Origin of the sequence: Sinorhizobium sp. NFACC03 (genome assembly GCF_900103435.1) — a bacterium.
Classification (GTDB): domain Bacteria; phylum Pseudomonadota; class Alphaproteobacteria; order Rhizobiales; family Rhizobiaceae; genus Ensifer.
This window is the reverse complement of sequence record NZ_FMXF01000068.1, coordinates 1-12,626: the sequence shown is the minus strand read 5'-3', so window position 1 is coordinate 12,626 and position 12,626 is coordinate 1. Positions and strand designations below refer to the sequence as shown.

General features: G+C 62.4%; 13 protein-coding genes and 1 pseudogene. 5 read left to right on the top strand and 9 right to left on the bottom strand.

Annotated features, from left to right (window positions below):
- The 4 genes and pseudogenes from BLU35_RS34585 to BLU35_RS34570 all read left to right on the top strand — a co-directional run.
- Window positions 1-244 (top strand): annotated as a pseudogene (locus BLU35_RS34585) (hydrolase); the annotation flags it as partial.
- A gap of 197 nt (window positions 245-441) precedes the next feature.
- A complete protein-coding gene (locus BLU35_RS34580; protein ID WP_093236500.1) occupies window positions 442-1,116 on the top strand; it encodes a DUF1275 family protein in 675 nt (224 codons plus the stop codon).
- Between the two features lie 56 nt (window positions 1,117-1,172).
- Window positions 1,173-2,339 carry a low temperature requirement protein A gene (locus tag BLU35_RS34575; RefSeq protein WP_093236499.1) on the top strand — a complete coding sequence of 389 codons (1,167 nt, stop codon included), beginning with the start codon at window positions 1,173-1,175 and terminating at the stop codon, window positions 2,337-2,339.
- A gap of 55 nt (window positions 2,340-2,394) precedes the next feature.
- The gene (locus tag BLU35_RS34570) at window positions 2,395-3,642 is read left to right on the top strand and encodes a patatin-like phospholipase family protein (protein ID WP_162730477.1); all 1,248 of its coding nucleotides are present in this window, start codon (window positions 2,395-2,397) and stop codon (window positions 3,640-3,642) included.
- Between the two features lie 146 nt (window positions 3,643-3,788).
- Here the strand turns inward: BLU35_RS34570 and BLU35_RS34565 are convergent, their stop codons facing one another.
- The 9 genes from BLU35_RS34565 to BLU35_RS34525 all read right to left on the bottom strand — a co-directional run bounded on the left by BLU35_RS34565 (window position 3,789) and on the right by BLU35_RS34525 (window position 11,292).
- Window positions 3,789-4,460, bottom strand: a complete 672-nt coding sequence (locus BLU35_RS34565) for a 3-oxoacid CoA-transferase subunit B (protein ID WP_093236497.1) — start codon at window positions 4,458-4,460, stop codon at window positions 3,789-3,791.
- Window positions 4,461-4,472: 12 nt separating this feature from the next.
- On the bottom strand, window positions 4,473-5,168 hold the full coding sequence (locus BLU35_RS34560) for a CoA transferase subunit A (RefSeq protein ID WP_093236496.1): 696 nt from the start codon (window positions 5,166-5,168) through the stop codon (window positions 4,473-4,475).
- Between the two features lie 46 nt (window positions 5,169-5,214).
- On the bottom strand, window positions 5,215-5,742 hold the full coding sequence (locus BLU35_RS34555; protein ID WP_093236495.1) for a gamma carbonic anhydrase family protein: 528 nt from the start codon (window positions 5,740-5,742) through the stop codon (window positions 5,215-5,217).
- Between the two features lie 64 nt (window positions 5,743-5,806).
- A complete protein-coding gene (locus BLU35_RS34550; RefSeq protein ID WP_093236494.1) occupies window positions 5,807-7,156 on the bottom strand; it encodes a dicarboxylate/amino acid:cation symporter in 1,350 nt (449 codons plus the stop codon).
- A gap of 93 nt (window positions 7,157-7,249) precedes the next feature.
- Window positions 7,250-7,588, bottom strand: a complete 339-nt coding sequence (locus BLU35_RS34545; RefSeq protein ID WP_286161734.1) for a cupin domain-containing protein — start codon at window positions 7,586-7,588, stop codon at window positions 7,250-7,252.
- 10 nt (window positions 7,589-7,598) lie between these two features.
- Window positions 7,599-8,624 (bottom strand): quinone oxidoreductase family protein, encoded by a 1,026-nt coding sequence (locus BLU35_RS34540; protein WP_286161733.1) that lies wholly within the window; start codon window positions 8,622-8,624, stop codon window positions 7,599-7,601.
- A gap of 12 nt (window positions 8,625-8,636) precedes the next feature.
- Window positions 8,637-9,533, bottom strand: a complete 897-nt coding sequence (locus BLU35_RS34535; protein ID WP_093236492.1) for a beta-keto acid cleavage family enzyme — start codon at window positions 9,531-9,533, stop codon at window positions 8,637-8,639.
- A gap of 21 nt (window positions 9,534-9,554) precedes the next feature.
- Window positions 9,555-10,340 carry an SDR family NAD(P)-dependent oxidoreductase gene (locus BLU35_RS34530; RefSeq protein ID WP_093236501.1) on the bottom strand — a complete coding sequence of 262 codons (786 nt, stop codon included), beginning with the start codon at window positions 10,338-10,340 and terminating at the stop codon, window positions 9,555-9,557.
- 28 nt (window positions 10,341-10,368) lie between these two features.
- The gene (locus tag BLU35_RS34525) at window positions 10,369-11,292 is read right to left on the bottom strand and encodes a dioxygenase family protein (protein ID WP_093236491.1); all 924 of its coding nucleotides are present in this window, start codon (window positions 11,290-11,292) and stop codon (window positions 10,369-10,371) included.
- A 415-nt stretch (window positions 11,293-11,707) separates the two neighbouring features.
- Here BLU35_RS34525 and BLU35_RS34520 point away from each other — a divergent pair, with 415 nt between their 5' ends.
- On the top strand, window positions 11,708-12,334 hold the full coding sequence (locus BLU35_RS34520; RefSeq protein WP_093236490.1) for a hydrolase: 627 nt from the start codon (window positions 11,708-11,710) through the stop codon (window positions 12,332-12,334).
- Window positions 12,335-12,626: the final 292 nt, after the last annotated feature.

Below are 12,626 nucleotides of genomic sequence, written 5' to 3'. Positions count from 1 at the left end.
TGCGCACAAATACGCCATGGACCGCATGGTCCAGGCCGGCGTCATCCCGGTGACCTGGCAGCAGGTCCTGCTCGAATGGCAGCGCGACTGGGCCCGCAAGGAAACCTACAATGCCGTCACCGCACTGGTGAAGGACCACTCCGGCGCCTACGGCATGGGCATCGATTACGCCGTCACCATGGTTCACAAGGGTGACGAACGCGTCAGCCACGGCAAGACGATCGGCCCGAACCCGGCGAAGTGAGCATCACTGGGTCCCCTGGTTTGTCGCGCAGACGGACCAGGGACCCGCCTCGTCCTGTCAAGACTCGTTTTCATGGGCGCACCGCGGGATCAGAGCTCGCTTCACGCCATGCCAGGTGACACCAGCGTCGACGGTTTCGTTATCGCTGCAATCGAGAATGTCGCCAGGGCTCAAGCAATAGGGGGTAGCGGCATACGATGCTGAACATACTTCGCGGGAAAAGCAATTCACTGGCACTGGCGTTCATTTCCGGGTTCGCTGACGCACTCTTCTTCATTCACTTGGGCGGCCTTTTCGTCGGGCTGGTTACCGGCAATGTCGTGCTCCTCGGGCTCGGACTGGTCGGTCACGAAAAAGGCGGCTTGCGCGATCTTCAGATCATGACCTTCCCGCTCTTCATGGTGGGCGCGGGCCTGGCCGCCGTCCTCGTCGCCTGGATCAAGCCTCTCGAGCGCGCGACATTCTGGACGCTCATCATCGCCGCGGCCGCGTTTGCAACGGCCGCCCTTCTTGCGATCTTCGATGCCGGTCCGGCATCCGCATGCGCCATTCTCGCCGTCGTCGCGATGGGGATGCTGACGGCGATCGAGCGTCTCGACCCAAGGCTCGGCCCACCGTTTTCGCTCATGACGGGCAACATCGCCGGCCTCGCAGTCGCTGCTGCCCGTCGCCTCATCGGCTATACCGAGAAGCCGGAAGAGTCGGGGCAGTCGCTGACGTCGATCATCCTCGTGCTCGGCTTTGTGATGGGGTGTGCTGGCGGCGCGTTTGCGCAAGTCACGGTGGGCGTTGCGGGAATGCTCTTCCCGGCTCTCTTGCTGCTCCTGGTCGGCCTTTTCTATTCACCGCAAAACACGAAGAAGCCGGGCTGAACGATGGCCGCCGTCGTTTTGCCGCCTCCAAGCGTGATCTCGAAGGGAGGCCAGCCTTGTCCGCGATAGCCGCTTTCAGCCTGCCCCCGCGCGATCGCGACGAGGTCAACCGCAGCGCGACCTCACTCGAACTGATGTTCGATCTTGCCACCGTCGTGGCTGTGGCCGCCGCCGCCCATGGACTGGCGCAGGACATCGAAGCCGGCGAATTCGGGGCCGGCGTCGTCCGGTTTGCGTGCAGCTTTTTCATGGCCTGGCTGGCCTGGGCGAACTACACATGGTTCGCCTCGGGCTATGACAACAAGTCGGCCGCCTTCCGTGTGGTGACGATGCTCATCATGTTCGGATCGCTTACCCTTGCCGGAGGGATCCGGAGCGGCCTCGGCGATGAGCCGCATTGGCTCGTCCTCATCGGTTTCAGCATCATGCGACTGGGCATGATCGCCCTTTGGCTCGGCGCGGCGAACGGGGATCGGCATGCCCGCCCGGCCGCCCTGCGCTACGCGGCCGGGATCGGCGGCATGCAGGTCTACTGGAACACCCTGATCATCACACTTTCCCCTGAAGCGCCGCTTTACTTTCCGCTCTTTGCGCTCGGCGCCGCTGGCGAGCTGGCCGTACCGCTGCTGGCCGAGCGCGGGACCGCCAGCAACTGGCATCACGGTCACATCATCGATCGCTACAACTCGTTCAATATCATCGTCCTTGGCGAATGTTTTGCCGCCATCGCCTTGATTGTCTCGGATCCGGCGACCCCAGAATTGAGGCATTTCTGGTGGGCGGCCCTGTGCTCCATCATCGCGTTTTCGATGTGGGGACTATACTTTGACCGCAACGAACAGCTGCTCAGCCGCAAACTTGGCACCGTTCTGACCTGGGCCTACGGACATTGTCTGCTTTTCGCCGCGGGAGCGGCGACGGCCGCCGGCTTTGCGGTGTTTCTTAGCGTCGCCCGCGACGGGACTGTTTCGCTACAGCTTGCCGCGCTCGCCTTTTGCATACCGATCGCGATGTACCTGACCGCCCTCTGGCTGGTTCGCGACCGGGCGTCCAAACATGGCTCGATGCACTGGCTTCTCTTGATCGTGGCGGCGCTCGTGCTCGCAAGCGGCACGTTCGCCTCCCATGCTTTGGAATTGATCGCAATGTTGCTGGCGATCACCGTAACGATACGCCGCCGACTATATCCGGCAAGCCCGCGTGAAGGCGGCGAACGCGACTGAAATCGGCGCAAGCAAAGGATGGAGTAAAAGGATGGGGGATCGGAGGGCGATGTCGTTGTCAGCGACCATTTTTACGCGCATTCAGGGTTTTCGATCCTCAATCATGCCGCTCCTTTTTGCATCCGGTCTACTGACGGCATGTGTCGCCGGGCCTGAGCGTATCTCGGTTCCGGCAGAACAGGCTTCGGCTGTGCAAATCGAACAGGTGGACCTTGCCCGCTTCTGGGGAGACGAGGTCACGCCCACTCTACGTTCGCTCATTGCGCAACAGTACACGCAGACACGCGATGCGACTCGCTCAGGGCGTCGCCCGTCCACCGCCGTCAATCATGTCGACTTTCTTGCCATTTCGGGCGGAGGCGCTGACGGTGCGTTTGCCGCCGGATACCTGACGGGCTGGAGCGAGAGGGGCAATCGACCGCAATTCGAGGTCGTGACTGGCGTCAGCACAGGCGCCTTGGCGGCCCCCTTTGCCTTCCTTGGGCCGTCCCACGACCGGGAATTGCGTGAAGTCTTCACTCAGTATGGTGACCGCGATATCTATAGAAATCTGGGCCTGCTCGGCGTGATGGGCCGTGGTCTCTACGATAATGGGCCGTTGCGGCAATTGATCGGTCGCTATCTCACCGAAGAAATGGTCGCAGAAATTGCGGCGCAGTACCGCATCGGCCGACGTTTACTGATCCAAACCACCAATATTGATGCCCAGCGTCCTGTTGTCTGGGATCTGTCCGCGATCGCCGCCAGCACGCGCACCGATCGTCGAGAACACATGATCGACGTCCTGTTGGCGTCTGCGGCCATACCTGCGGTGTTCCCACCGGTTCGGATCGATGTAAGTCTGGACGGTCAAGCCAGGCAGGAATTGCATGTCGACGGCGGGACAGTGGCGCAGCTCTTCTTCGCCCCTCCCAATATAGAGCTCTCCGGATATGAGAGGCGCTACTTTGGTCATGCCCGTTCGCGAACACTCTATCTGATCCGCAACGGGCGATTGACGCCCGAGTACGCCGCGACCGAAGAAACAGCGCTCGGTATCGCCCGCCGTTCGATCGAAACGTTGATCAAATATCAGGCGATTTCCGATCTGATGCGCCTGCAGATTCAGACGACGGCCGCCCGCGGTCAGCTTTATTACGCATCGATCCCTGATCAGTTCACACTGAGCCCGAAATCAGAATTTGATCGAAGCTACATGCAACAGCTCTTTGCCGCCGGTCACGACGAAGGCCGTCTTGGGCGGTGGCGCAAGCAGCCCCCGCTTACACCGGTGCAGGCGGCCGAGCAGCGCAATCCTGGCTGACGTTCGTCAAAGCCTGCAGCCTTCGACGACATGAGTTCGTTCCCTTCGCCAATATGAATACGATCGGCAGCGCGAGCCGCTAGCGATGCTTATAGTTGGAAAACCGCGGCACCGGTCGCGGTTGCACCGGCAAGTTCAAGCGCGGGTCAGGCGCTCACGGCGAGCCGCGATGAAACGACGATCTCAGTGCCGGTGGTGGCTCTGACGTCTTCGATCGTCAGGGCATCGGCAAGTTCGAGAACCTCGAATGCAGCGGCATCGCGCAGTGGCTTGAAGACGCCGAGGTCCGTGATGACGAGACCGACGACGCCCTTGCCCGTCAGGGGCAGCGAACAATGCGGGACCAGCTTTGGTTGAATGGAGCCCGTCTTGTCCTTTGCGACATGCTCCATAACCACCACGACGCGCTTGACGCCGGCCACCAGGTCCATCGCCCCACCCATGCCCTTGACCATCTTGCCCGGGATCATCCAGTTGGCGAGATCGCCATTGGCCGCCACCTCCATGGCGCCGAGGATCGAGATGTCGATATGCCCGCCGCGGATCATGGCGAAGCTGTCGGCAGACGAGAAGAAGCTGGTCGTCGGCAGCGCGGTGATGGTCTGCTTGCCGGCGTTGATCAGGTCGCCGTCCTCATCGCCCTCGAAGGGGAATGGCCCCATGCCGAGCATTCCGTTCTCGGATTGCAGTTGCACGCTGATGCCGGGTGCAATGTGATTGGCGACCAGCGTGGGAATGCCGATGCCGAGATTGACGTAGAAACCGTCCTGCAGTTCTTTAGCGGCGCGCGCCGCCATCTGATCGCGAGTCCATGCCATCGGTCAGTCCTCCTATGCCGCGGTCCGCGGTCTGGTCGTGCGTTGTTCGATGCGTTTTTCGGGATTGGCGACATGCACGACGCGGTCGACATAGATGCCGGGGGTATGGATCCCGTCGGGGTTCAGATCGCCAGCCGCCACAAGTTGCTCGACCTCAGCGACCGTGAAGTCTGCCGCGGTAGCCATCATCGGGTTGAAGTTGCGGGCCGTGTAGCGATAGATCAGGTTCCCTTCGCTATCGCCCTGCCAGGCATGCACGATGGCGAGATCACCGCGCAGACCCTTTTCCATGACATAGGTCTCGCCGCCGAATTCGCGGGTCTCTTTACCGTCTGCGACGATGGTGCCGACCCCTGTGCGCGTGTAGAAGGCCGGGATGCCGGCCCCGCCGGCGCGGATGCGCTCCGCAAGCGTCCCCTGCGGGGTGAACTCGAGTTCGAGTTCGCCCGATAGGTACTGCTGTGCAAAGGTCTTGTTCTCGCCGACATAGGACGAGACCATCTTGCGGATCTGGCGCGAGTCGAGGAGGACGCCGAGACCGATCCCGTCGACGCCGGCATTGTTGGAGATCACGGTCAGGCCGGTCACGCCGGATTCGCGGATCGCCAGGATCAGGGCTTCCGGGATGCCGCTCAGGCCGAAGCCACCCGAGAGGATCGTCATGCCGTTCTTGAGGCGACCGGCCAAGGCCTCGGTCGCGCTGCTCATTACCTTCTTCACGGATGTACTCCCTTGTCGATAAGCGGCGCTGCCGCTAGCCGTTTGAGGCGAGATGGTCGCGATACCGGATCGCGTTGCGGACGTAGCGCCCAGCGGATGACTTCAGACGTTCGGATTCCTTGGCCGAAAGCGTCTTCACAAGCTTTGCCGGCGAGCCGAGGATCATCGAGCCGGGCGGGAACGACTTGCCTTCCGTGACCATGGCGCCCGCCCCGACGAGCGAGCCTTCGCCGATCTCAGCGCCATTCATGACGATCGCCCCCATGCCGATGAGCGAGCCGTTTCCGATCGTGCAGCCATGCAGGATGGCGCCATGGCCGATGGTGCAGTCCTCGCCGATCACCAGGGGAAAACCCGGATCGGTATGGAGGATCGCGCCGTCCTGCACATTGCTGCGGGCGCCGACGTCGATCAGTTCGTTGTCGCCGCGCAAGACCGCGCCGAACCACACACTGGCATCCTTTCGGACGCGGATCCTGCCGATGACCCGAGCATCCGGCGCGATCCATCCGAAGTCTTCATCCAGCACCGGCTTGCGGTCTTGGAGATCGTAGAGGGCCATTTCACACTCCCATGGTAACTGTGGTCCGGTGCGTGGGGCCGCCGTCGCCGCGGCCCCACCGCCGTCAGAACTTCGAGGCGAGTTCCGGGGTCGCAATGACATCCAGGTCGTCGACGGCCTCGGTATCGGCGAGCGGGCTGCCGGCAAGCGCCGCCTGGAGACGGGCCTCGTCGAGTTCGCCCTCCCACTTCGCCATGACGATCGCCGCAACGCCGTTACCGATCATGTTGACGAGGGCGCGTGCCTCGCTCATGAAGCGATCGATGCCGAGGATGAGCGCCATGCCGGCCACCGGGATTGCCGGCACCACCGAAAGCGTGCCGACAAGGGCGATGAACGAGGCGCCGGTGACGCCCGATGCACCCTTGGAGGTGAGCATGGCGACCCCGAAGATTGCCAACTGCTGACTGAGCGAAAGGTCCGTATTGGTCGCCTGCGCGACAAACAGGGCTGCGAGCGTCATGTAGATGGACGACCCGTCGGTGTTGAATACGTAACCGGTCGGCACGACCAGACCGACGACGGGTTTGGCCACACCGGCATTCGCCAACTTTTCCATGAGGCTCGGCAGCGCTGAGTCGGACGACGAGGTGCCGAGCACGATCAGGATCTCTTCCTTGATATAGGCCAGGAACTTGATGATGCTGAACCCGGTCCACCAGGAGATCAGACCGAGGACACCAAGCACGAAGATGATGCTGGTGAGATAGAAGGTGCCGATCAGGAAGGCCAGCGGTCCGAGCGACGACACGCCGTATTTGCCGATGGTGAAGGCCATCGCGCCGAACGCGCCGATGGGGGCGAGGCGCATGATCGCATTGATGGCACCGAACACGAGATGCGAACCGGCCTCGATGACATCGCGGATCGGCTTCGCGCGATCGCCGAGATGCGACAGGACATAGCCGAACAGAACCGAGATCAGCACGACGGGCAGGATATCGCCCTGCGCGAAAGCGTCGACCACGGTCTTCGGCACGATGTTCATGAGGAATTCGGTGACGGATTGCTCCGCCGCCTTGCCGGCATAGACATTGACGGCGTCGGTATCGAGGGTGGCGGGGTCGGCGTTGAAGCCGGCGCCGGGCGTGAGCACGTTACCGATCACCATGCCGATGGCGAGCGCCAGAGTCGAGACGACCTCGAAATAGAGAAGGGCCTTGCCGCCGACGCGGCCGACCTTCTTCAGGTCGTTCATGCCCGCAATGCCCGAGACCACGGTACAGAAGATGACGAGCGCGATCACCATCTTGATCAATTTGATGAAGGTGTCCCCAAGGGGCTTCATCTCGATGGCCGTTTCGGGCCAGAAATGACCAAAGACGATCGCGATCGCGATGCCGATCAGAACCTGTATGTAGAGTATCTGATACCAAGGCTTGCGCGGCTTTGGCGTGGTGGAAGCATGCGTCATGAAAGGTCCTCCCTTCGGAACGAGCAGGATTGCCGCGACGGGCAACCCGTCACGTGAACTGGCATCGAATTTTCGAGATAGCGGCCGCTTGCCTTACGGCGGCTGGGTAGTCGGCATCACCAAGAGGATCGTTGCCGGCCGGTCCGTCGCATTATAGAGCTTCCGGCTTTCCGCCGGTGCAATGCGGCAGGAATCCCATGGCTCCAGAACGACCTCCTCGTTGCCGTTCGAAACCGTGACCTTGCCGTCGAGAACGACGTAGAGTTTTTCGACGGGCGAACTGCTAAGGGTCGTGCCGCCGCCGGGCTCCAACGTCGACACTCCGAGCCAGGCCGTATCGGACGGCCCGGCCTCGAGACCCTGCAGGCGAACCGTCCTCATCTTGTCGTGGCCCGGCGCCTGGTAGGGTGGAGCGTCCGTGAACTTGACCACGTGCACGGCCTCACGCTCCCGGAACGAGCACGATGCGGTCGCGCGAGGACGCCATGACGGCCTGATAGGCTTCGTGAGCGTTTTCGAACGAATAGATCGCGGTTTCTACAATGGGAAACGGCTTGAGCTTGCCGGCGGCAAGGCCCGGCGCCATTTGTTTGAGAATCGCGCCCGTCTCGACCGAGTTCAGCGAAATCGTGTCGATGCCGACATAGGTGTGCTGCCCCTTGTAGAAGGCAAGCAGGTCAAAGTTGACGAAACGGTCGATCGCCGAGATGAAGATCGCCCGGCCCCGCACCGCAAGCGACTTCTGGCCGATCCCGTAGAACGGGTCGCCGACCGTGTTGTAGACGATATCGGCGCCCTTTCCGTCGGTCAGTTCGCGAACTCGCGCCGGCACATCCGTCTTGTCGGCGGCAATGACCTCGATCGGCGCATTGGCGTGCCCCTGATAGGCCTCGTCCCGGCGCACGACGCCGATGACGCGCGCCCCTCGCCAGGTTGCGATCTGGGCCGCCGCCTGCCCGACCTTGCCGTTGAGGCCGAGAATGAGCACGGTCTCGCCGGCTGCGGGCAATCCGGCCCGTTGCAGACCCTGCCAGGCCGTGACGAAGGGCACGCCGATCCCTGCGGCCGCCTTGATGTCGATGCCGTCGGGAACTTCGACGACGGCGTCGGCCTCGACGATCATGTGGCTCGCCTGCGCACCGTCCAGCCGGATGCCGAGGTCACCGGACGAACCGAAGACACGCTTTCCAATCAGCTCCTGGGGCCCCGCCACCACCTGGCCCGCGAAATCGCGGCCAGGCGTTCGCGGAAACACCGCATAGGGCATCAAGCCGGTTGCCGCCTTGGCATCGGAGGGATTGACGGCCGCCGCATGGATTTCGACGAGCACCTCGCCTGGCCGAAGAGGCCGAAGCGGATGCGTCTCGATGGGGAGCTCGATCGCGTCGTAGCTCGGCGCCTTGGCATGGAGACGCAGGCCCCGCACCGTCGTTGCCGCCTTAATGTTCAAATCTTCGTTGTTCATCATCAAGGCCTCCTGTCACGCAGCTTCGCGCAAGCCGAGAATGCGGCGCGCTTCGGATGGATTGGCGATCTGGGCCCCCAGATCTTCGGCGATGCGGCGCGCTTTCTCGACGAGGGTCGCATTGGAGGGCGCAAGCACGCCGCGTTCGATATAGACGGCGTCTTCGAGCCCGACCCGGACATGGCCGCCGGCCAGATAGGACTGGGCGACCATCTGGAAGGCCGAGCGGCCGATGCCGATGGCGGTGAAGGCGGCGTCGGCCGGCAGTAGCCCGCGGGCATAGAGTACGGTCTCCGGCGACGGCTGGAAGCCGTACTTCACGCCCATCACGTAGGAAGTCAGGAGCGGTCCCTTGAACGTGCCGTCGGCGATCAGGTCATGAAGCAGGGCGATATCGCCGGAATCGAACAGCTCGATCTCTGGCTTGACGCCAGCGTCAGCGATCACCTTCGCCATGCGGCGGATATTGGTCGGCGTGTTGATGACTACCTGTCCGCCCGAATTCATAGTGTTGAGATCGAGCGTGCAGATATCGGGTTTCAGCGCGACGATATGCTCGACGCGGCGCTCCGGCACCATCAGCGTCGTGCCCTCGCCCGCGATCTTCGGATCATGCTCTGACGGTACGAAGCGGCCGCCCGGCCCCGTTGTCAGGTTGATGATCAGCTCGGAATTCTTCGCACGGATGCGATCGAGCACCTCGCGGTAAAGATCAAGTTCCATCGACGGCCGCCCGGTCTTGGGATCGCGGACGTGGATATGGGCGATAGCCGCCCCGGCATCTGCCGCTTCCAGCGCGGAATCGGCAATCTGTTTTGGCGTGATCGGCAAATGCGGCGTCTGCTCCGGCTGGGTAATATTGCCGGTGATCGCGCAGGTGATAAACACTTTCGGCAGCGGTGCGCGTGTCATGGTTTCCTCTCCTTTACCTGGCTACAGCGCCCGGCCGCCGTCGACTTGGATGATATGCCCGGTAGAGTAGCGGAGCATGGTGGCGCAGGCGGTGATCGCCGCGGCAATGTCTTCGGCGGTGCCGATGCGCTTCAGCGGCGTCGAGGCCTTGACCTTGTCGTTAAAGTCGGCGCCGCGGCCCGGAACAAATTCGGTATCGACGACGCCCGGCGAGACCGCCAGCACCCGGATTTCCGGCGCAAGCGCCCGCGCCAAAGCCTTGGTCATGACGTCGATGCCGGCCTTCGCCGCACAATAGGCGATGGATGAACCGACAGCGGTGAAGGACGCGATCGAGGAGATTGACACGACCAGTCCGTCGCCAGATGCCTTCAGCAGCGGCGCAAAGGTACGGATGGTCGCGAACTGGCCGCGCCAGTTGACTTGCAACATGAGGTCGATGAGTTCGTCGGTGAGCCCATCGAGGTCGGCATGCGGGACGGGCTTGGTGAAACCGGCGGCATTGACCAGGATGTCGAGGCGGCCGTGTTTCTGTTCAAGCGTCGTGCGAAGCGCGATGAGCGAAGCCGTGTCGACGACATTCGCCACATAGGCGGCGTGAGGCGCGCCGAGTTCCTTGATCAACGCTTCGGCCGCCAGCGTATCACGCTCCGTGTCCATATGCGTGACGACGATCGTCGCTCCTGCCGCTGCGAGCATGCGGCTGGTTGCGGCGCCGATGGCGCCGGCGCCACCGACGACGAGTGCAACCTTGCCTTCGAGCGAACGGGGATAGGTTTCGCGTTTCAGCTGTTCTGTGTTCGACATGAGATACATCCGTTTTTTTATGTTGGGGTCAGCGGATCGGCGGAGCTGGAAGCTTGGCTTCGCCGCATTCCATCACGAATTCATAGGCAAGCCGGTACCAGGGGCCGGTCACATCGGCAGCCGGCGGCGCGCCGGCGCCTTGCGTGAAATCGCCGATCAGGTGGCGGGTGACGCCGAACACCACATCGCTTTCCAGATGCTCGTCGTCATCGACGAATATCTGGGTGATGAGGGTTTTGTAGCCCGGCTTGAAGCAGAGGAAATGCAGGTGCGCCGGGCGGTAGGGATGGCGGAGTTGCGCGCGCAGCAACTCGCCCACCGGCCCGTCGGTCGGCACCGGATAGCCCGCGGGCTTCACCGAGCGGAAAGAAATGCGACCCTGCGCATCGGTCCGGAATTTGCCGCGCAGGTTCATGTTTGCCTGGTCCGGGTCCTGGTTCTCGTAAAGGCCGGCCGGAGACGCCTGCCAGACGTCGATCTCGACGCCTTCGATCGGCTTGCCGTCGGGATCGGTGATGCGGCATTCAGCGAAGAGGGCCGGGCCGGGCGTCTGCGAGCGGATGATCGAACCACCGTTTTCGGTCGACGGCGCATGCATCCGCCAGAAGGGCCCGAGCAACGCCGCGGCGGTTTCCGTCGCGCCGTTCTGGCCGTTGTTCAGCAGGCAGACCAGGGTGGAAAAGCCGAGCGCATCGGAGAACAACACGCCCTCATTGTGAGCGTCGTTGGTCGCCTGCCCTATCCGGTTGAGGAAATCGATCCCCTGCTCGAATTCATCCTCGCTGAGGCGAACTTCGCGGGCGAAGGCATGCAGATGCTTGACGAGCGATTCCATGATTTCCCTGAGGCGGACGTTGGTCGCTCGCGACATCGCGTCGAGCACCACTCCCGTCACCTCCGCCTGATTTTCGATAACGTGGGTGGGCCTAGCCTTCGTCTCTGCTGCGTCCATGGGATCTCTCCAACTGTGCAATCGATTGCACATCTTTTAAGGCAATCGATTGCACAGTGTCAAGAGCATGAAGGAGTGCTTTTTTATCGGGGACTCAAACAGAGGTTTGCTTCCCGTGAAGACCCGGATTCGCATGCACGCGGCGCACGCCAAGGTCATCGCGGGGACAGCGCTAGCCACTTCGCCGGGGCAAGACGTGGCTCGCCCCAAAGACCACGCGCGAAGTGCGGGTTTGATCTTGCGCAGCGAAGCGGGAAGCGGCCATGCGCCTGACCGCGTGGGCGTGCGTCGACGAACGCGGTCACAGCCGAGCAAATCCAGGTGCTTTCGGCAAAATGCCGCCTTTGCGTTCAAGCCGCCGGCAAGCCGGACCGCTATCTTTTCCAGCTGTCAGCTATTCCCTGGAGTAAAAGAAATGACGCCCATTCCCCTTCTGACACCCGACGAGCCATTGCTCCTGATCGTCGACCAGCAGGCTGGACTCGCCTTCGGCGTGGGATCCGGCGATCGCCAGTTGCTGGTCGGAAACACAGTGGCTCTTGCCAAAACTGCGCGCGCCTTCAACCTGCCGATCGTCGTGTCGACCTCCGCATCCAAGGTCTATAGCGGCCCCCTGATGCCGATGATCAGGAGCGTCATCCCGGACGTTCCGGTGATCGAGCGGCGCAACATGAATGCCTGGGAGGACGACGGCGTTCGTAACGCGGTCGCCAAAACCGGCCGCCGCAAGCTCGTCGTCTCCGGTCTCTTGACCGAAGCATGCGTCTCCTTCCCCGTTCTTTCCGCGCTTGCTGATGGTTATGAGGTCTTCGTCGTAGCCGACACATGCGGCGGCATCACCGCGGAGAGCCACGCCCTTGCGCTGCGAAGGATGGAGAAGGCAGGCGCGACGATGACGTCCTGGCTGCAGCTTCTCCTCGAACTTCAGCGGGACTGGACGCGCAAGGAGACCTACGATGGTGCCCGGGCGATCGTAGAAGCGCATGCGGGCGGATACGGGATCGGACTTGCCTATGCGCGTGACATGATTCACCCGGGTTGATCAGATGGGACGTTGCGCGGGTGCCTCTCTGGACTTGCCCCGGCATCCAAGGGCCAGGACCAGCCAGCAACCGCGACCCGCCCGCCCTGGCATCCGAGAGATCAATGGACGGAGTTCGGGGCTCAACCAACCCAACCTTTGTTTCATTTTACGCAATTCAATCGAAATCATTATTGCAATTCAGCAGCACAGCCCGGTCGGTTACACCTGTTTTCACCAAACCAGTTCACCCCAGACCAGCCAAGACCGGGCACCGACGCCCCGCTTGCCAACCAGCTCAAAGAGGAGAAAG